This is a genomic window from Chloroflexota bacterium (assembly GCA_023475225.1).
In the GTDB taxonomy this organism is placed as follows: Bacteria; Chloroflexota; UBA6077; order FW602-bin22; family JAMCVK01; genus JAMCVK01.
Genome location: JAMCVK010000038.1, coordinates 1 through 20655, shown reverse-complemented (window position 1 = coordinate 20655; position 20655 = coordinate 1). Strand labels below are relative to the sequence as shown.

At 57.3% G+C, this 20655-nt stretch carries 18 protein-coding genes; 11 read left to right on the top strand and 7 right to left on the bottom strand.

Translation table 11 applies throughout. The features are described from left to right. Positions 1-14 precede the first annotated feature (14 nt). The 11 genes from M1136_09835 to M1136_09785 all read left to right on the top strand — a co-directional run bounded on the left by M1136_09835 (position 15) and on the right by M1136_09785 (position 13642). Positions 15-1142 (top strand): (Fe-S)-binding protein, encoded by a 1128-nt coding sequence (locus tag M1136_09835; protein MCL5075929.1) that lies wholly within the window; start codon positions 15-17, stop codon positions 1140-1142. Further along, positions 1139-2599: an amidohydrolase gene (locus tag M1136_09830; GenBank protein ID MCL5075928.1), complete on the top strand. Its 1461-nt coding sequence runs from the start codon at positions 1139-1141 to the stop codon at positions 2597-2599. Before M1136_09835 ends, M1136_09830 begins: the two co-directional genes overlap by 4 nt. A 72-nt stretch (positions 2600-2671) precedes the next feature. Continuing rightward, positions 2672-3691 (top strand): alcohol dehydrogenase catalytic domain-containing protein, encoded by a 1020-nt coding sequence (locus tag M1136_09825; protein MCL5075927.1) that lies wholly within the window; start codon positions 2672-2674, stop codon positions 3689-3691. A 54-nt stretch (positions 3692-3745) separates the two neighbouring features. Continuing rightward, a complete protein-coding gene (locus M1136_09820) occupies positions 3746-4627 on the top strand; it encodes a hypothetical protein (protein ID MCL5075926.1) in 882 nt (293 codons plus the stop codon). Between the two features lie 47 nt (positions 4628-4674). Further along, entirely contained in the window at positions 4675-5319 is a 645-nt protein-coding gene (locus tag M1136_09815; protein MCL5075925.1) for a cobalamin-dependent protein, read from the top strand. A 9-nt stretch (positions 5320-5328) separates the two neighbouring features. Then, a complete protein-coding gene (locus tag M1136_09810) occupies positions 5329-6774 on the top strand; it encodes a trimethylamine methyltransferase family protein (GenBank protein MCL5075924.1) in 1446 nt (481 codons plus the stop codon). A 68-nt stretch (positions 6775-6842) separates the two neighbouring features. Then, entirely contained in the window at positions 6843-7814 is a 972-nt protein-coding gene (locus M1136_09805) for an aldo/keto reductase (protein ID MCL5075923.1), read from the top strand. 249 nt (positions 7815-8063) lie between these two features. Further along, positions 8064-8789: a GntR family transcriptional regulator gene (locus M1136_09800; GenBank protein MCL5075922.1), complete on the top strand. Its 726-nt coding sequence runs from the start codon at positions 8064-8066 to the stop codon at positions 8787-8789. A 131-nt stretch (positions 8790-8920) separates the two neighbouring features. Next, the gene (locus M1136_09795; GenBank protein ID MCL5075921.1) at positions 8921-11002 is read left to right on the top strand and encodes an immune inhibitor A; all 2082 of its coding nucleotides are present in this window, start codon (positions 8921-8923) and stop codon (positions 11000-11002) included. A gap of 313 nt (positions 11003-11315) precedes the next feature. After that, positions 11316-13079, top strand: a complete 1764-nt coding sequence (locus M1136_09790; protein MCL5075920.1) for an ATP-dependent DNA ligase — start codon at positions 11316-11318, stop codon at positions 13077-13079. Beyond that, positions 13076-13642, top strand: a complete 567-nt coding sequence (locus M1136_09785; GenBank protein MCL5075919.1) for a flavin reductase family protein — start codon at positions 13076-13078, stop codon at positions 13640-13642. Before M1136_09790 ends, M1136_09785 begins: the two co-directional genes overlap by 4 nt. A gap of 15 nt (positions 13643-13657) precedes the next feature. Here the strand turns inward: M1136_09785 and M1136_09780 are convergent, their stop codons facing one another. The 7 genes from M1136_09780 to M1136_09750 all read right to left on the bottom strand — a co-directional run bounded on the left by M1136_09780 (position 13658) and on the right by M1136_09750 (position 20453). After that, complete coding sequence (locus tag M1136_09780) at positions 13658-14908, bottom strand: peptidase MA family metallohydrolase (protein ID MCL5075918.1); 1251 nt, start codon at positions 14906-14908, stop codon at positions 13658-13660. A gap of 1 nt (position 14909) precedes the next feature. Beyond that, a protein-coding gene (gene prfB / locus M1136_09775) for a peptide chain release factor 2 (protein MCL5075917.1) occupies positions 14910-16017 on the bottom strand; the annotation gives its coding sequence in 2 pieces (ribosomal slippage) (positions 14910-15950 and positions 15952-16017; 1107 coding nt in all). Positions 16018-16426: 409 nt separating this feature from the next. Further along, complete coding sequence (locus M1136_09770) at positions 16427-17533, bottom strand: acetoin utilization protein AcuC (protein ID MCL5075916.1); 1107 nt, start codon at positions 17531-17533, stop codon at positions 16427-16429. Then, positions 17530-18027: a DUF402 domain-containing protein gene (locus tag M1136_09765; GenBank protein MCL5075915.1), complete on the bottom strand. Its 498-nt coding sequence runs from the start codon at positions 18025-18027 to the stop codon at positions 17530-17532. Before M1136_09765 ends, M1136_09770 begins: the two co-directional genes overlap by 4 nt. Positions 18028-18066: 39 nt before the next feature. Beyond that, the gene (gene nfi / locus M1136_09760) at positions 18067-18762 is read right to left on the bottom strand and encodes a deoxyribonuclease V (protein MCL5075914.1); all 696 of its coding nucleotides are present in this window, start codon (positions 18760-18762) and stop codon (positions 18067-18069) included. A 1-nt stretch (position 18763) separates the two neighbouring features. Continuing rightward, positions 18764-19261, bottom strand: a complete 498-nt coding sequence (locus tag M1136_09755) for an arginine repressor (protein MCL5075913.1) — start codon at positions 19259-19261, stop codon at positions 18764-18766. After that, on the bottom strand, positions 19227-20453 hold the full coding sequence (locus M1136_09750) for an acetylornithine transaminase (GenBank protein ID MCL5075912.1): 1227 nt from the start codon (positions 20451-20453) through the stop codon (positions 19227-19229). The genes M1136_09755 and M1136_09750 overlap by 35 nt, the downstream gene beginning before the upstream one ends. Positions 20454-20655: the final 202 nt, after the last annotated feature.

Sequence of the window (20655 nt, the reverse complement as noted above, 5' to 3'; positions counted from 1 at the left end):
GGAGGAGCCTTACCATGCTAGAGAAACTCAGATATCAAATCTATGATTGTTCCCGTTGCGGCTTCTGCCGCGTGTGGGGGTGGGAAGGCGTTGAGAACGTCTGCCCGACCTACCCCTATACGCCCGGTTGGGAAACCCAATATGCCCGTGGGAGGGTGCGCTTGGCCCGCGCCACGCTGGAGAACGAGATTGAAATCACGGACGCGCTGCTGGAGCATGCTTTTCAGTGCACGCTGTGTGCAAGTTGCCAGTCCCACTGCCCGGTAGGGGTGCCGCTTGCGGACATCTTCCACGCCTGGCGTGTGGATCTGGCGACAGCTGGACATAGCCTTCTGATCCACCGGCGGATTGCCGAGAATGTCGTGACGCACCACAACCTGTACGGGCCCAGAGGAGGACGCTGGGGTGGGGAGGCATCCCCAGCGCGCAAGAAAGCCTCCATTCTCTACTTCCCAGGCTGCACCACGATCCGGAAGGCGCGCAAGGTGGTCCAGGCGACAGGCGAACTCCTCGGCAAATTGGGGCTAGACTTCGCCGTGCTGGAAGACGACGCATGTTGTGGTTACCCGCTTTACGAGACGGGGCAGGTGGAGACGGCCAGAGAAGCCGCGACCTGGGCCATGGGGCACATCAAGGAGCACGACCCAGATATCCTCCTGACCACCTGCCCATCGTGTTACCGGGTGTTCAAGATGATTTACCCGCGGGAGATGGGCGTGGAGCATAGCTTGGAGGTTGTGCACATCAGCCAGTTTCTGCCGCCGCTGGTGGCTGGAAAGATGACAGACCTGGAGGCGCGAGTGACCTGGCATGACCCGTGCGTTCTGGGGCGGCATCTCAAGATGTACGACCCACCGCGAGACTTGCTGCGGGCGGTTCCTGGCCTAGAACTGGTGGAGATGTATTCCAGCCGCGAAAACGCCCTTTGCTGCGGTGCTGGTGGTGGGGTGTTTTCGGCCTTTGACGAGATCGCGGCCCGGGTTGCCGCGCAGCGCCTGAGACAGGTGACTGAGTGCGGCGCAGAACTTCTGGCCACGTCGTGCCCGGCTTGTTACGTCAATTTCCAGCGGATGATTGGCCGGGACAAGCTGAATGTTCAAGTGAAAGACCTGGTAGAAATCATCAATGAGGCGCTCCCATGAGGGATACAACCGAATGTCCAACTGAGGTTGACATTCTCATACGGAACGGCGTCGTGATTGCCATGGACGACGCCCGGAGCATCCTGTACGATGGTGCGGTGGCGGTCGCGGACGGACGCATCGCGGCTGTGGGGCCGTCGGAGGAACTGGCGGCGCGGTACACCGGCAGAAAGATCATTGATGCCCGCCATAAGGCGGTGCTGCCCGGCCTCATTGACACGCATCACCACTTCTTGCAGAACTTCCTCAAGGGCAGCCGGGACGACCTGACGCTGGCCGACTGGATTGACCGCGTGTCCTCGCCCAGGATCGTCCTCGCCGTCCAGGATTACCTGGCTGGCGAGTACGATCTGGAGTACCACACCACGCAGCTCGGCTGCGTGGAGGCGCTGAAATCAGGAATCACTTGCATCCTGAATATGGAGTGGGCCACCCACCCCAAGGTCATTGGGGCGTACGAGGAGGCAGGCATACGTGCCGTGCACGCCCTCACCCTGACCGACGTGGATCAGTGGAAGCGGCCCGGCATGATTCTGCCTATGGATGTGGCGATGGACCTGGCCGATCAATTGATCGCCCGATGCCAGGAGTCAGTGGGAGGACGGGTCGCCTTCCAGTACGGCCTGGCCTGCCCGAACTCGTGCAGCACGGACTTGTTCAAGGAGGTGCGCGCGCTGGCAAACCGCAACCGTGTCGGCATCCATGTCCACATTGCGGAAACGCGCTTTGAGTGGGATAACATCCATAACCTGTTCGGCAAGACCCCCGTGAGGTACCTGTACGACATTGGACTGCTGGGCCCGGACGTCGTCGGCGCGCACTGCATCTGGCTCTCGGACGACGACATTCGGATCCTCAAGGAGACGGGGACAGCGGTGGCACACAACCCGGAGTGCAACATGAAGGTCGCGGATGGGGTTGCGCCCATCGCCGACATGCTGGCCGCGGGGGTGATCGTCTCGCTGGGCACGGACAGTTGCGCTGTCAATGACAATATGGACATGTTTGAGTCCATGCGGGTCGCCGCTTTTCTACAAAAGGTCACGAAGATGAACCCCGCCGTCGTGTCTGCCGACCAGGTTCTGGATATGGCCACTATCGGCGGCGCGAGGGCCTTGGGGATGGAGCACGAGATCGGGTCGCTTGAGGTGGAAAAGAAAGCGGACATCATTCTGGTGGACCTTAGCAAAACGCACATGAGACCCATCAACAACATCGTGAACAATCTGGTCTACGCTGCTAGTGCCGCAAGCGACGTGGAAACAGTGATTGTAGATGGGCGGCTGGTGGTGGAAAACCACAAACTGCTGACCCTGGACGAGGAAGAAACGGTCGCCCAGGCGGAGGAGTTCGCATTCAAGCGATTCGCCCGCGTCGGGCTGAAGACGCCGGAATACTATCAGATACAGAAGGTAAAGATCAACCCCAAAGATCACAGGGGGCAAAGAGAGGGATAGGGTTTCCCCCTTTGATTCCTCTGTGGTCTCTGCGTTCTCTGCCGTGGGATGATCTAGTCTCAGGAGGGGAATATGAAAGTCGCCTTACTGAACAAGCCTGGAGAGTTTATCCTGGAGGAGCGGGAATGTCCCAGGTTGGGGTCAACAGACGTGCTGGTCAAAGTCGTCGTGTGCGGCATCTGCGGCACCGACATCGGTGTGTTTGAGGGTGAGAAGCCCGTAGGCTGGAAGATCATCTTCCCGTTCCAGATGGGGCACGAGTTATCGGGTGTGATTGAGGACGTCGGCTCCGAAGTGCCCGACCTGCGCAGGGGCAACCGGGTCGTTCCCGATGGCAGGGTGGTCTGCGGCCGCTGCCACTACTGCCGGCTGGGCATGTACAACTTGTGCATGAACCAGTCGTACATCGCCAGTGGATTCGCAGAATACGGCGTGTACCCATACCGGAATCTGGTGAACGTGCCGGATGGCGTGCCGCTTGACGCTGCGGCTTTCACGGAATCCCTCGCCTGCTGCGTTAATGGCAACAACAAACTGAAAGACGTGCCCCTGGGCGGAGTAGGAGTTGTGATCGGGGCGGGGCCGATTGGACTGATGCATACGCAACTTCTGCGGCACCGGGGACTGGATACGGTGGTCGTGGATGTACAGCAAACCCGTCTGGAGGTGGCCAAGAAAGTAGGAGCCACGGTCACCATCAATGGCCGCGAGAAGGACGTGGTCAAGGAGGTGTTGGCATTCACTGATGGCCGCGGAGCTGACGTGGTGGTGAGTGCGGCCGGCCAGGACGTGTCCGTGCTAGATCAGGCGCTGGCGATGGCAGCCAAGCAGGGGCAAATCCTGTATTTCGCGGCAGTCTTGCAGGATCGTATGGAGTTAAGCCTGGATGTGATCCACTACAAGGAGTTACACCTGGTAGGGAGCCACGATTGCACCATCGGCCAGTACGAGGCGGCCTTGGCGCTGCTGAAAGCCGGGGTTGTCCGAGTGGAGCCACTGATTTCAGATCGCTTCCCGTTAGATCAAATCCAGAAGGCGTTTGAGGTCGCGCGCCAGCGCCGCGGGATGAAAGTGCTAGTCGTCAACTCATAGCGTGGAGCACAGGGTCTCGCTACAAAGCAGGCGGAGAGGAGTAAGGATTCACTGATGAATATGAAAATCAACGACGTGGTTATCCAGGACACCTTTGCGGAGGCATGGGACTCGGAGGTAGTACGGCTGGTACTGACGGCCATCTCCGAGGAGGTGGCCCTGGACGGGGCCTATCAGTTCGTGGGCGCAGCCGGATCAAGCGAACTGGGCTCCCGCATCAACGGCGGCATTCAGCGGATAGCCAGGCCCCAGGAGACGCCCGATGGCCGGCCTGGCGTCTTCATTTCCCTTACCATGCCACCCAATCGACGCGAGGACATGGTCAAAGAACTCGCCCTCCGCACCGTGTTGGCAACCCTGATCCCCACATGCGCCGTGTTTGATTGCATGGTGCCCGAGGCGACGGCGACTGAGAAGGTGGACATATACCGCCTGACATCCGAGCGATGGCAAGGATACGATTCTGAGAGGGAGATCGCTGAGCGCAGGATCTGCGTGGTCCCCACGATCACAGGAGAATTCATTTACGAGAAGGAATTCACCATCTCCACGCAGGGCACAGATGGGCACATCGTCTGTTACGCGGAGAATGCGGCATCGGCGGTGTCCGCGGTCAAGGCGGCGAAGAGTGCCATCTGCGGCGTGGACGGCGTGTCGCCGATGGGCTATGGCCTGGAACAGGTTTTCCGAGAACTGGACTACATCCCTGCGCTCAAGGACAAGATCACAGGGAGCAAGGTCCCAGACAGCGTCGGCTCCATTCTCAACCTACTGATGTTTGGGGCCACCTCGGGCCTGATGAAGCGGGCGATGAAGGTCGCCATTGAGGCTGCAGTGCACGTTCCTGGTGTAATGCAAATCGGAGCCATGAACTTCGGCGGTGCCTTCGGCCGGCACAAGTACTATTTGCTTGAGCTGCTCAAGGCTAGCGAGTGACACGTGGAGACCCAGCCGTGCATTGGCGATGAGCAAGAAGAGGTGGTATGGTGACCGAAATCTTGGAGAACCTCAAGAAGGCCGTTGGGGAATACGATAGCGACAGGGCGGCATACTGGGCCAGAAAGGCGTTGGAGGAAAAGATAGACCCTATCCTGGCTCTGGATGCCCTGACGGCGGCTATCCGGCTCATCGGCGACCAGTTTGGTCAGGGCGAACTGTGGCTGCCTGACCTTATCGGAGCATCGGAGGCTATGTCGGCTGCTTCTGCAGTGATTGAGGATGAAATCCAGAGAACCGGTGCCAAACGGGACAGTTTGGGCACCGTCGTGATCGGGACGGTTCAAGGCGACATTCACAACATAGGGAAAAACATGGTTGCCACACTGCTTAGGGCGGCCGGGTTTCAAGTGCACGACCTGGGCGTAGACGTCAAGGCCGGGGCATTCCTTGAGGCCGTGCGAAGGTTTGACGCAGACCTCCTGGCCATGTCGGCCCTCTTGACCACAACGGCTCCGCAACAGATGAAAGCGATTGAGGCATTGAAAGAACAGGATTTAAGGAACAAAGTGAAAGTGATGGTCGGTGGGGGAAGCATAACGAAGGAATTCGCGAATAGCATTGGAGCAGACGGATACGACCCCACAGCGCCAGGAGCAGTCAAACTCGCTAGAAGCCTCGTTGGAAAGTAAGGAGGGCACGTGCCGAGAAAGGGATTTACCCGGAAACTCAGACCTCTCCAGATGCTGACAGAAGAGCAGGTAGAGGCCATACACAGGGCCACATTAGACGTCCTTCGGGAAACCGGCATTCGGATTGAAAGCGATTGGGCTCTAGATTTCTTGGCAAAGAATGGTTGTAAGGTGGACCGTGAAGCCATGAGGGTGAGATTCCCCGAGGGGCTGGTGGAGGAATGCCTGCGCCGCGCGTCCAGCAGTTTTCGGGTGAAGGCCCCCACACCAGAGAACGACATCATACTGGGTGGAAACACCGTTTACTTTACGCACTCCTCAGGAATGCAAACCATTGATCTGGGCACGTTCGAGCCCCGAGTTCCGACAAGGGCTGAGTACGCTGATTGTGTCAAAGTGCTGGACGCGCTGGATACCGTTGATTTCCTGGGCGCCTATCCATATTTCGGTTACGAGGGCATTCCGCCTGCAATGGCCATTCCCGAGGGCGTTGCTCTCAAGATACGGTATTCCACCAAGCACCAAATGGAGGGATGTTCAAACGACAACGAGGTTTTCACTATACAAATGGCGCAGGCCGTTGGACAGGAAATCACCGGGATAGTTGGCTCTTCCCCGCCATTGACGTGGGGGAGGGACGCAGTGAATGCTGCCCGAAGAATCGTTGAGGCCGGTTTTCCCTTAACCACCGTGGACGGCTGCATGATGGGTGGGACCAGTCCGGCAACGATTGCGGGTTCCGTCGTGGTCAGTAATGCAGCGCAGATGGCGATGGTCGTCTTGGTCCAACTCCTGAATCCCGAGCACAGGATTTCCGTAGGGCATTTCTCTGCGCCGGTGAACATGAACACGGGCTCCCCTGCATTTGGCCAGATAGATTCCTCCATTAGCAATGCAATCTTCAACCAGATGTGGCGGCATTATGGGGTACCCTTGTCAAATGGCAGCCCAGGCTATGCGGAGGCGAAGACGCTGGATTATCAGGGAGGATACGAGAAGGGTATTGCCGGGATTCTTTCCGCGTTGTCTGGGGCGCATTTTATACTGCTTCATCTGGGTGTGTCCAGCGAGATCTCAGCGCATCCTGTGCAGGCCATATTGGATGATGACGTGGCGGGAATGATCGGGCGTTTCATAGAGGGAGAAGAGGTTAATGAGGGGACCATTGCTCTGGAACTGATAGAGGAGGTGGGCCCGATCCCAGGGCATTATCTGAACAAGGCTCATACACGAAAGTGGTGGCAGAGGGAACAGTACGTGCCCAAATCTGCCGACAGGCTGACTTACCCCGAATGGCTCCAGAAGGGCAAGAAGGGTGCCTTGGATTACGCAAAGGAGAGGTTGGAGAAAATACTATCTGTACATAAGCCGAGTCCTTTAACACCAAACCAGGAGGAAGACCTGGAAAGGATACTGAAAGAGGCGAGAGAGTTCCATAGCAAGGCAGGCCGCTAGTACCTGGGTGGTGAAAAATCTAGCGGGCGATCGCTGAGACCGGCATGACATTTTTTCGGGGGGACGACATGCGCTACCGCATGCTAGGCAAAACCGGGTTCAAGGTTTCGGAAATCGGCTACGGTGCCTGGGGCATCGCTGGCGACTGGTGGAAGGGTTCCACCGATGAGGAAGCGGTCTGCGCGCTGAATCTTGCCCTTGATCACGGCGTGAACTTCATTGATACAGCCCTGGGCTATGGGGATGGCCACAGCGAGCATCTGGTGAGCCAGGTGGTGCGGGGCCGCTCGGAGCGGGTCTACGTTGCCACCAAGATGCCACCCAAGAATTACGGCTTTCCAGCCAAGCCGGGAACACCCCTGAAGGAGGCCTTTCCCGAAGAATGGATTATTAAGTGCACCGAGGATAGTCTTAAGAACCTGAACCTGGAACGGATTGATCTGCAACAGTTTCATGTCTGGCTGGACGAGTGGGCTGACAACGAAGAGTGGAAGGAGGCCGTCACGAGGCTGAAAGAGCAGGGGAAGATTGCCGCAGTGGGCCTGTCGCTGAACTTCCCGTTGGCGCCTGGCTATGGGGCGCTGGCCATCCAGACAGGGCTGATTGATACGTGCATGGTGGTCTATAACATCTACGAGCAGGTTCCTGGAGAGGGCCTGTTCCCCCTGGCACTGGAGAGAAACATTGGCATCATCACCCGATGCCCGCTGGACGAAGGTGCGCTGACCGGCAGGATCACGCCGGATACGGAGTTTCCCGAAGGCGACTGGAGGGCATCGTACTTTAGAGGCGAGCGCAAGCGGGAGGTGTACGAGCACGCCCAAGCGCTTCAGTGGCTGGTTCACGGCGACGTGGGGTCGCTGGCTGAGGCGGCGCTGCGCTTCTGCCTGAGCCACAAGGCAGTTTCAACGGTCGTGGTCGGCATGCGCAAACTGGAGCACATTCTGGCCAACGTCCGTGCGTCAGACAAGGGGCCGCTGCCGCCTGCGGATCTGGCCCGGCTCAAGGATCACGCCTGGCCGCATAACTTCTGGGAATAGCGGGCACCGCAAAGAGGCAGATAAGCCTGACCTTGAATCCTTCTCTTGCCTCTTTGTCCCTTGTGGTAAGGTGGTTCTTTTCCTAGAAGAAGCAAGTGTCCCATACTTGACGAAAAACCCAGTTTAGGGTATATAACTGACGATGACATAATGACATCCTATCCTCACGTCCAGATTGCTCGTAATGCGCTGGTCGGGTTTGGTGAATGAGAACATGGACCATCCGAAATCTTGGGGGCAGGGGGCGCTATGCTGGATCGCAACTCGCCGGTACCGCTCTACTATCAACTAAGCGAGATTCTGCTGAATCAGATCACCGGGGGAAGCCTTAAACCAGGGAACACCATCCCCACAGAGCGGGAACTCATTGAGATATATGGTGTCAGCCGCGTGACCGTGCGGACTGCCGTTGAGGAACTAGTGAAAAGAGGGTACATCCGGCGCGAGAAGGGGAGGGGCACATTTGTGGCTTCTCCTAGAATCCAGCGCGATGTAGCACGGTTGATAAGTTTTTCGGAGGAGATCCTCGCGCGCGGCATGAAGCCTGGGTCTCGCCTGCTGGCCCTGCGGCGCGAGCCGGCTACGGATAGGGTGGCGCGCGAACTGCAGGTTGAAGCGGGAGAGTTGATTTGGTTTGTGGAGCGGCTTCGTCTGGCCGATGCTGAGCCCGTCGCGCTTAACCTCTCCTATTTGCGACTTCCACAGGGTGTCACCTTAACAGAATCAGAATTGGAGAGTGAAGTCTCTCTTTGGACCCTTTTGATGCGGAAGGGGATCACCATGGCCGAGGGGGACAAGACCATAGAGGCGATTGTGGCCGATGAGTGGGCGGCCAAACTGTTAGGGGTAGGAAGGAAGGACCCGCTCCTGCTAGTGGAAGGCGTGGTCTATGGCGTGGATGGGACACCGATTGAGTTTCACCAGATCATCGGCCGCGCCGATCGCTATAAATACTACCTCCATGTTGTGCGCTGAATGCTCCTTTGTCTGACCCTTCCGCGGGTTCTGAAACTTCAATCTTATAACCTAAGCAAGTGAAAGAGGTGTTAAGGAAAGCCCACAGATTTGGGATTGGTTTAATAAGCACCCGCTTATCAAACTGTGTGATGAAAGGTCTTAAACTGTTCGTTCTGGGCATCATTCTCCTTCTGGCCTGGCCAGCCTGTTTTGAGCCACCTTCTCCCACTACGCCCACCGCTATAGCGACGACACCCCCCACGCCCGTAATAGTAACTGCGCCGACACTGCCCCATCCAACAAGCACGCCCAGCCCAAGCATACCCTCGCCCTCACCCACAGCAACAGCCAGAGTGACCGCGACCCCAGCCATACCCACTCCGACCGCAAAAGTGACTGTGGTCCCGGCTACACCCACTCCAACGGTCAGAATACCACTCACCCCGCAACAGACCTTAGATACACTCAGACAGACCGTACCACCAGACCGTGATCTATATGACCTGGCAGAACGCTTGAAATTATCAGGTAGAGCGGTCAAGCGCGTAGTGAATACCACCTCACCTAACTATCAGGTTGGCCATGAGGATACGTTTTGGGTGGCTGATCAAGAGAAAAAGATCTATTTCCAAATCAAGGCCACCATCCGCTATGTTACGCCCCACGCCTATATGTACGTTGAAAACGGTCGGGAGGTCTCTCTGGAGAACCTGAAACAGGCCGCGGAGACATTCGAAAACCTGATTTACCCCACCATGCGGCGTTACTTCGGCAGCGAATGGACCCCAGGTATCGATAACGACCCCCATATCACCATCCTGAACGCCCGCATCCCCGGCGTGGGCGGCTATTTCAGCACAGCCAACGAATACCCAAAGGCAATAAACCCCTACAGCAACGAACGGGAGATGCTCTATATGAACATCGAGAGTGCACCTCCAGGCTCACCACTCTACAACGCCACGCTGGCTCATGAGTTTCAGCATGTGATTCACTGGAACGTGCACCCAGGGCAGGAAACCTGGATCAATGAGGGGATGTCCGAGCTGGCAATGCGCCTGGCCGGTTTCGCTGTCGGCCTGCCCGCAGCGGCCTTTCGCTCGCAACCGGATACCCAGCTGAACGACTGGGCCGACGATCCCTCTCGAGCTCTCCCTCACTACGGGGCCGCCTACTACTTCCTGAGCTACTTCGCTCGACACTACGGAGGCTATGAGAGATTGAATGAGCTCATCGCTGAGAAGGGACGGGGGATACAACTGTTCCAGAACTACCTGGAGAGGCACGGCTATAAGACCAACTTCGCTGAGGCCTTCGCTGATTGGGTGATCGCTAACTACCTGGATGACCCCCGGTTGGCGAATGGCCGTTATGGCTATGATGACCTGTCCATCCGTGTGGCCGCAGAACGGCAACCCTATCCGGTGACGGGCAGAGGCGCTGTCCATCAGTATGCGACCGATTACATCGAATTGAACGATGTCCGCGCTGACCTGTCCATCGTCTTTACCGGGACAAGGGAGGTCAACCTCGTTGATAACGCTCCTCACAGCGGACGATTTGAGTGGTGGAGTAATCGTGGTGACGTGATCGATACGACCTTGACCCGTGCCTTTGATCTCACTGGCTTAGGACGGGCCACGCTTCAATTTTGGCTCTGGTATGACATCGAGAAGGACTTCGACTATGCTTACGTAGAGGTCTCCACCGATGGTGGGCGCGTTTGGCAGACCCTGCCCGGACGATGGACAACGGATACCAACCCCAATGGCAGCAACTTCGGACACGGTTACACCGGCAAAAGTGGCGGTGGCGATAAGCCGCAGTGGGTCAAGGAGGAGATCGACCTAACCTCCTATGTCGGTCACAAGGTGCTACTGCGCTTCGAATACGTCACCGATGATGCCTACAGCGGTCCAGGGCTCTGTCTTGACGACTTCAGCATCCCTGAGTTGGGTTACTTCGATGGTGCCGAAACAGATGATAGCTGGCAAGCGGCCGGGTTCCTTCGCTCTGGCAACATTATTCCCCAGTCGTGGCTCGTTCAGGTGATCGACCTCGGGCGGGAGCCTAAAGTTGAGCGCCTCTCGTTGGATGAGGAGCAAAGAGGGTGGTTGATCCTGAGGAACCCAAGTGGTGAGGCCAAGAGGGTTGTCTTAGTCATCGCTGCCACTGCTCCGGCCACCACAGAGGTAGCCCATTATGAATACGCCGTAACGGCTGCGCCCTGAAACCCATCGCCGCTGCCCTTGCCTTATGAAGGGGGATTTCCCTCATCCCCCTTTCCCCCTTCTCCTATAGGAGAAGGGGGAATATAGGTTTGGGGATACCCCAAACCCCAACAGAGGGGTTTCCCCTCTGCACACCCCCTTAATTTGTGGGGATTTCCCTCATCCCCCTTTCCCCCTTCTCCCTATAGGTTGGAGGGGCGACCAGCCGGTCGCCCCTCCAACCCAGTCGCGTAGATTAAGAGCATAACCCCACCTGCAATGCCCCCCGGAAGGTGTTATACTATAGCTACAAGACTAATATGGAGGCGCTCTGATGAACTTCGCCTGTCTTGTACACTACTTCGGACAGCTGGAAGAGACCACCAGCCGTAATAAGATGGTGGGCATTTTGGCCGCGTTGCTCAAGGAGGCCGAGGCGAAGGAGATGGGTAAGATCATCTATCTTTGCCAGGGACGCCTCGTTCCCGCCTACGAGAAACTTGAGTTTGGGATCGGTGAAAGCCTGGCCGCCGAGGCGCTAGCTAAAGCAGCCAATATGCCCAAGTCAAAGGTTGTCGCCCTCTACCGCCAGAAGGGGGACTACGGCCTAGTGGCTACATTGACGCTCCCCAGCCAGGGGAGAGGCTTGACTATCAGTGAAGTCTACGATCGCCTGCTGGGCGTGGCGACGACGGCCGGAGGAGGTTCAGTTGCTCAGAAGACAGACCTCCTAGCCGCCCTCTTAGGCGACCTCAGTGGTGAGGAGGGTAAGTACTTACTACGGATCGTCTTGGGACGGCTGCGCCTGGGCATAGGGGACCCCACGATCCTGGATGCCCTTTCACAGGCGAAGATAGGAGATAAGAGTCTGCGCCCTCAGCTGGAGCGGGCCTATAACATCCGCTCTGACCTCGGCTATGTGGCCGAAGCCTTCTGGGGAAAAGGAGAGACCGGGTTGACTGGTATATCAGTCCAGATTGGCACCCCGGTACGACCGGCTCTTTGTGAGCGTGCCACCAGTGGCGAGGATATCATCCGTCGCCTGGGACGCTGTGCTGTCGAACCGAAGTATGATGGTTTCCGCTGCCAGGTACACAAGGATGGCCAAACCGTGAAGGTCTTCTCGCGCAACCTGGAGGACTTTTCGGATATGTTTCCGGAGATCATCCAGGCCACCCGCGAGCAGGTACGGCCGCGCCAGATTATCTATGAGGGGGAGGCCATCGCCTATGACACGGCCACCGGGGAATTCCTTCCCTTCCAGGTCACGGTGCAGCGTAAACGTAAGTACGACGTCTCAGCCATGCAAGAGAAATTGCCTCTGAAGATGGTCACCTTCGACCTGCTTTACATCGATGGACAAGACTACACTGATAAGCCTTATTTGAAACGACGCGCTATGCTTGAGGAAGTTATCGAAGCCGATGATGTGCTCATGATTACCGAGGCTCTCCTCACAGACCGAGCGGCCGAACTGGACGCCTTCTTCGCTGACAAGGTGCAACGGGGGCTGGAGGGTATCGTAGCTAAGCGCCTGGAGGCCACCTATCAAGCCGGAGTGCGCAACTTCAACTGGATCAAACTGAAGCGCAGCTACCAGGGACAGCTGGCCGATACGATCGACTGCGTGATCATCGGCTATTGGCAGGGGCGTGGGATGCGCGCTCAATTCGGCATCGGCTCGCTCCTCACTGCTGTATACGACGAGGCCACTGACAAGTTCTATACCATCGCCAAGCTGGGGACTGGTCTTACCGAAGAGGAATGGCTCCAAATGAAGGAGGCACTAGATCGTCTGGCTGTGCCGGAAAAGCCACCAAGGGTGAAGGCTTTGATCACCCCTGATGTCTGGGTGGAACCGAAACTGGTCATTGAGATTCAGGCTGATGAGATCACCCGGAGCCCGACCCACACCGTCGGCCGAGACGAGGGTGAACTCGGTTATGCCCTCCGCTTCCCCAGGATGGTACGCTTCATTCGGGAGGATAGACGAGCGGAGGATGCGACCACCCTCAACGAGATCCTGGAGATGTACCGGGCCCAAGGGCGGCGCACCGTCAGTGCCGAACAGCCCACCGAAGCACAGGAGGAGGCATGAAAGAGGAGATCCCGCTGACCCGGGCATGCCGTCTGTTGAATCCTGGCCCAGCGCTGTTGGTAACCGCAGCCTACAAGGGGCGGATCAACGTGACCACCATCTGCTGGTCAACACCGGTCAGTTTCCGCCCACTACTCGTCGCTATAGCCCTCTCTCCAGCCTCACTGACACATGAGTTGATCTCCAAGAGCCAGGAATTCGTCTTGAACATCGCCGGTGCGGAGATAGCCAGGCAGGTGCATCACTGCGGCAGCGTCTCTGGTTACGACGTGGATAAGTTTGCCGTTACGGGGCTGAAACAGGCCAATCCAAAAGTGGTGAGTGCACCCTTGATAGAGGAATGCCTGGGGCACCTGGAATGTGGGCTTATTGAGGCCATGACCCTGGGCGACCATACCCTCTTCGTGGGCGAGGTGCTGGTGGCCTGGGTGGAGAAGGGGACCTTCGCTGAAGTATGGCTATTGCAGGAGAAGGAGACCAAGCCCTTGCACTACCTGGGGGCGAGGTCATACAGTGTGCTAGAGAGTGCCTTCGAGGTCGAACCGCCCGAGGTTGCCCCTTAACAGCCAATCATCGCTTCAATGCCGCGAGGACGCCGACCGGCGCATTACCCGTACAAGAGTGAGGACGAAACCCAGGAGCAGGACAAGGAGGATGATCGGCATAAGGGGGAGCGAGCTCAGCGGAGATGACGGCGCCGCCGCAGGGGGAACGGGGGTCGGCGGGGTGGCTGGGAGACCCAGCGACTCTCGCCATTGGGCATCCAATCCGACGCTATCCACTCCAAGCGCCCTCTGGAGGGCCTCGTCGTAAGTCGCTCCCTCCCGAAAGATGTGCAGTAGCCTGGCCATCTTTTCTGAGCCATAGCGCTCGAGGATGAACCTGACCAAGCTGTAGCTCTCCGCATAAGCCAGCAGCGCCTGCTCAGGGGCATCCGGGAAACCGCCGGAGAGAGACTTAACCGAGATTAACTTGTTTTCCTCTACACCCTTCCTCAAGGTCCGGCTATATGATGGCTCCACCCCACCCTCATTGTACATCGCCAGGCCCTCATCGAGCCAGTTTGGGATGTCACCATAGGGATTGGCCGTAGCCTGATAAATGACGATATGGCTGAGCTCATGCGCCACCGTTCGCCGGCCGTAGTCCAAGCCCTCCGCCGAGGGGGAGGCAGCGATGACGATTATGCCCTGCTCAGGAAAGGCCCGCCCCCCAGTCCACTCATGGGCCTTGGGCTCTAAGACTCCCAGCAGGTCTGTCTGATCCTTGTAGATCAGAATCTTGATTGGCTTCTCTATCTTCACCCCCACCTCTTGTTCGAGCCGAGCTGCGGCCGCCGTAGCCGCATCTAACAGTTGCTGAGCGAACCCTTGCTCCCCCTTGTACCAAAGGAGCTCAATCTGCCCCTCATGCAACCTCTGCCATGGGAAACGGGTATCGCGGTTGACGAAGACGAGAGGAGCAGTCTTGAGACGGTCGCCACCACTATTCTCGATGACCCAATAGTAGCGGACGGTCAGTTCTGGAGGTATGTACTGTCTCTGCGTGTTCCAAACGTGTTCCACCTTCACCTGCCGTCCGGGGGTGAACTCTGGGTAGACACGGGTGATGACGGGATCATCACCAAGGCCATAGAAAAGGATCACCTGGTTGATCTCCGTGTCGCTGCGAGCCTCGAGGTTAAAGGTGATGCGTGTGGGAAAGTTGTTCTGGTAGGTGTTGGTGACGACAGTGATGCTTCCCGCAGCCACCGCCGAGGGGGTCAGAGACGAGAACAACAAGCCTATTAACAATAGGCACAGACCCAGCGCCAAAGCAGCGCGGCCCATCCTATTTTGCCTCCTCTCCCAACTTTCCTTTGAGATAAGCCTCAATGAACGGGTCTAGGTCGCCATCGAGAACAGAAGCTGTATCGCCGGTCTCGTAACCGCTGCGGTGGTCCTTGACCAGGTTATAGGGATGGAGAATATAGGAACGGATCTGGTTCCCCCAGCCGGCGGCGACGTGTTCGCCTTTCAGGCGGGCCTGCTCCTGCTCCCGCCGTTCCTGCTCCAGTTCAGCCAGCCTGGCGCGCAGGATCTTCATCGCCATCTCCCGGTTTTGGAGCTGAGAGCGTTGGTCCTGGCACGAGACGACGATGCCGGTAGGCAAATGGGTAATGCGCACGGCCGTGCTGGTCTTTTGCACGTTTTGACCCCCAGCGCCGGAGGCACGAAAGACATCGATGCGCAGGTCATCCGGATCGATGGTGATCTCGCCGGCATCTTCGATCTCCGGCATAACCTCTACCAGGGCGAAGGAGGTATGGCGGCGATGGGCAGCATCGAAGGGCGAGAGTCGCACCAGGCGATGGACACCACGCTCGGCCTTGAGGTAGCCATAGATATAGGGTCCTTCGACCTCGATGGTAACGCTCTTGATGCCCGCTTCCTCACCCGGCGTGCTCTCCAGGATTTGCCCTTTATAGCCGCGTCGCCCCACCCAACGCAGGTACATGCGCAGCAGCATTTCCGCCCAATCCTGCGATTCTGTCCCGCCAGCCCCGGCGTGGATGGCCAGGATAGCGTTACGATCATCATACATATCGCCGAGCAGGAGGCGAAATTCCTGTCTGTCTAGTTCCGCCGTCACGCGGGTCATCTCCTGGCTGACCTCTTCGGCCATCGCCTGGTCATTCTCGGCCATAGCCATCTCCAAAAGAGCGAGCAGCTCAGCGACCTGCCCCTCCAGCCCAGTCCACAAGGCTACCTGTTCCTTCAAAGAACTAAGGTGGCGCATAGTTGTTTGGGCTCGCTCCTGGTCTTCCCAAAAGCCGGGTTGGGCGCTCTCCTTCTCCAGGTGATCAACCTCCTTCTCCTTAGCCGCTAAGTCAAAGACGCTCCTTTATGTGCTGGAGGCGTCGTTGCAATCCAAGCAAGCGCTCTAGTTGTTCTTCCATAATGAGCTCTCCTTTGTCAATCAATCTACTTTTAGAGTGTTGAACAGCTCCCCCAAACCCCCGCTGGGGGTTCAAGGTAGCCCTACGGGCTTTTTGTTGGTTGATACCCTCATCCCCCCTGCCCCCCTTCTCCCGCTTTGCGGGAGAAGGGGGGCATCTGGACTAGGGCGGAGCCCTAGGACCCTCCCAGAAGGGGGCGATCCCCCTTCTAGACTACCCCATCGAGAGAAGGGGATTGGATCTAGGTTGTATCCCGATTCACTCCAAGTAGTGGGGCTGCGCCCCCCTCCTTGACCTCCCCCCTTTGCCCCGGTGGGAGAAAGGGGGAATTGCATATAGGCTGTGTCCCCCAGTCCATCCCAGCAGTGGGGCTGCGCTCCTTTGGAATCCCCCGTTGTTCGATACTCTCCTACTTTAGGATCTGTTCCTTGAACCAGGAAACGGTCTCCCTTACCCCAGCCAATCCTTCTTCTCCACCGGGCTCCCCGGCCATGGTTGAAGGAGCGCTTTGCCTGAGCGTCTTTTCAAACTCCCTTCGCCAGGCCTGGGGTATCTGCTCTGGCACAGCTGTTTCGGCTACGACGCTGGCTATCGTGGTCCAACAAACGGCCACACTCCCATAATTATACCCCCCACCGCCAAAAAGTACGAGCCTGCCCCCGCAGAGCTCGTGCGCCAATTGGTGGACGATCCTGGCCGCCTCGCGGTAGCTATTGTTCGTCAAGCGCATATGCGTAAGGGGATCACCAGCATGTCCATCGGCGCCGCACTGCACCAGGATTATCTCTGGTTGGTAACGCTTGAGCAAGGGTGGCACAAGCTCTCGAAAGGCATACAAGAAGGACTCATCGCCACAATAGGGTGGTAGAGGGACATTCACTTTACAGCCCTTCGCCTCTCCCTCCCCTAGCTCGTCCGCATCCCCACTACCAGGAAAGAGATAACGGCCATCCTCATGGAAATCTATATCCAAAAGCCCCGCATCGGCATAGAAGCCGTACATTACGCCATCGCCGTGATGGGCATCGATGTCGATATAAACGATGCGTTTAGCCCCCCTCTGTTTCAACCAGGCGATGGCAATGGCCGGGTCATTGAAGATACAGAAGCCGGAGGCTCGCTCTGGATAAGCATGGTGTAACCCTCCCCCCAGATTGAAGGCGTGATCCACACCGCCCTGCCAGACCATGGAGGCAGCCTGAAGGGAAGCGCCCACGACCAGGAGTGAGGCCTCAACCCCACCCTTGAAGGCTGGTGTATCTCCAATATCCAACCAGCCCCAGCCCCGTCCGCAGGCAGCGACAACGTAGTCGTAGTATCTCTGGCTATGAAAAAGAAGAACCTCTTTCTCGCTGGCCACAACCGGCTCAGCGACGCTCACGCCCGGCGACTGCAATAATCCTAGATGCCTCATCAAAGAGCAGGCCAGTTTGAGCCGAAGCGGGTTGAGAGGATGATTACCCCCCAGCTGGTAATCCAGAAATTTATCCCCATAGATGATAACCATCTTACTCATAGGCGAAGCCTTTTTTCTGCCACTGAAATCTCCCTGTCCTGGAAAGGACTCTCTTTACGACCTATCCTCTCCAGCAGCTCAGCGATGGCCATCTGGACACCCTGGCGTATTTCCAGGGGATAATTGAACTGCGCGGCGTGACGCTCGAACTCCTCCTCGTCCAGAATAAGATAGGACAAGTCCGGTCGAACAAGGATATCAATATCTAGATCGATGAAGGTTATCTGCTCCTCTTCAAACCGCGCCGGAAGGGCGATGTTACAGTAGTGAGCCTGAAGATACCCTTTTTGGCCGAAGTCGCTGATCACATTGTACCACTTATCAAACCAGTAATATTCAAGGGTAAGAGAGCCAGGTTCGAAGGTGAGAAGGGCAGATCGTACTTTCCGGTCGAAAAGCCCCCGCACAACTACGAGGTCACTCCCCACATAGCACACCGTTCCCGACCAGGAGTAGTTAATACGCCCATCATATTTGAGGGAGACGATGGTCACCGTCCTACCCCTATCTATCTCGCTCGTCTGTCGTTTCCCTTATAAAAGTGGTGGCTGGAAAGCCGTATCGACACGCAGTGGGGAACCTCCTGCTAGGAGATGGGCCAGTCGGGTTGGCTCCGGCAGACGGTATTCCCGCGTGCAGGATAGAACATATTCTATGGCGGTGGACAGATCGATCTTGTGCCCCACGGAGACATAAACCGCTTTCGTGCTGGACTTAGTGCGTACGGCGGCCCCGATGACCTCGTCCTCATCGTAAATAAACGAAAGAGAGCCAGGCTCGTCGGCCAACGGGCCATGCTGTCCACACAGCAATGACTTGGCACAGCCGATCGTCGGCTTATCCAGAATAAGCCCCAAGTGGGAGGCGATGCCGAAACGGCGGGGGTGAGCAATGCCCTGTCCATCGACAAGGATCAGATCCGGCTCCGTGGCCAAACCCTCGAAGGCAGACAGGATAGGTGGGGTCTCACGAAAGGAGAGGAGGCCAGGGATATAAGGGAAGCGCACCTCCTCCTCAACTAGGCTTGTGTCCGCTACTTCCAGCAGCGGATACTTTAGGACAACGACAGCGGCTCTTGTCTTCTCCCCTCCGAATCCGATATCCACACCAGCCACGTAATGCACCGTGCCGAAGGCGGTCTGTAACAGCACCTTCCCCCTCAGCCCTTGCTGAATGGCGATAGCCTCGGCCGGGGTCACGTCCCATCTGTGTAGTTGCCTGATGTGCAATTTAGTCCTGAACTCTCATTCGTAAGGCTAAGATCTTGTCTCGAAATCTCTCCCGTGCTTCGGTGTTTTTCAGGGCCACCAGGACGGTATCATCACCGGCCACTGTCCCCACTACCTCCTCCCAACAGCAAGCATCCAGAGCTACAGCCAGACTATGGGCATAGCCAGGAAGAGTACGTAACACAATCAGCTGGGCCGCCTCATCGATCTGAAGGGGCAGGTCAGCGGCCAGACGCTGCAAACGACGCTCATCGCCGGGAAACGGGATGGGATTAAGAGTGCTCGGGCGAATGTACCAGCCATCGCGCCCCTTAAGCAATCCCAACTCGACCATATCGCGTGAGACCGTAGCCTGCGTGACTCTGATACCTCGTTCAGCAAGATGGTGCACCACCTCTACCTGTGTCTGAATGCGATCGCCGCCGACGATATCCAAAATGGCCGCCTGTCTCTGTCTCTTCAGTTCAGGCCGTGACATCTTCTCTTCTACGGTGCTCATCGGAGTGTTCCTCCAAAGAGTGGAGAACATCCATCAGAATCTGCAAGGCCTCGTTTATTTCAGCCTCCGTAACAATCAGGGGCGGAACCAAACGAATAGTACGAGGTCCGGTAGCGTTGAGGATAAGCCCTCTCTCCAGGGCTTCTCTAACCACCCTTTCGGCCAGGTCCTGCTCGAGGTCAAAGGCAGCCATCAACCCAAGTCCGCGCACAGCCGAGATGCGGGGAAAACGCTCCTGGAGCCTTTGTAACCCTGACAGCAGATGATCCCCAAGAGGCACTGCTCGCGCGGTCAAGCCCTCTTTCAGAATGGTATTGATTGTGGCCAGGCCGGCAGCACAGGCCAGGGGATTACCCCCAAAGGTAGAACCGTGATCTGATGGGGTGAAGCAAGCGGCCGCTTCCTTGGCCACCACAGAGCCGATGGGGACGCCGCCAGCCAGTCCCTTGGCCAATGTGAAGACATCCGGCTCAATCCCATAATGTTCGTAGGCCAGAAACCTACCCGTGCGGCCCAGTCCGGTCTGGATTTCGTCCAGCATCAATAGCAAGCCATTTTCATCACACCAGGCCCGAACGCCCCGCAGGTAGTCACCATCGGCCAGGTGGACACCACTCTCCCCCTGCACGACCTCCAACAATATGGCGCAGGTCTGCGCCGTTGTTGCCTCACGAAGGGCGCCGAGATCGTTATAGGGCACGATCTTGAAACCGCTGGGCAGCGGAGTGAAGGGGGTTTGGAATTTAGGCTGCCCGGTGGCAGCGATGGTAGCCAGAGTGCGTCCGTGAAAGGAGTTGGTAGCGCTGATGATCTCATAGGCACCGTTCCGATGTAACTTGCCATACTTGCGGGCCAGCTTAATCGCCCCCTCGTTGGCCTCTGCCCCGCTGTTGGCGAAGAACACCTTATCGCCGCAGGAGTGTTCCACCAGGCAGGCGGCCAACTCTAATTGAGGGATGGTGTAATATAGATTGGACGTATGTATAAGCTGCTGCACCTGCTTCTGCACAGCCTCCACGATGGCTGGGTGGCAATGACCAAGGAGATTCACGGCGATGCCGGCGACCATATCCAGATATTGCCTGCCCTGTTCATCCCAGACCCTGGTACCCTGTCCCCGTACGAGAACCACCGGCAATCGGACAAAAGTGCCCATATAATATTTCTTTTCCAATGCCATCCAATCAGCCATATCTTTCACCTCATTATGGTATCTGAGCCCTCATCCCCCCTTATCCCCCCTTCTCCCACGGGAGAAGGGGGGATAAGGACTAGGTCAAAGACTCTTCGAGGCGGAGCCCTATCCTTCTTCGAAGGACTCCCAGAAGGGGGCTGACCCCTTCTGGACTACCCCCTTGAGAGAAGTGGGGAAATGATGACTAGGGCAGGCAATA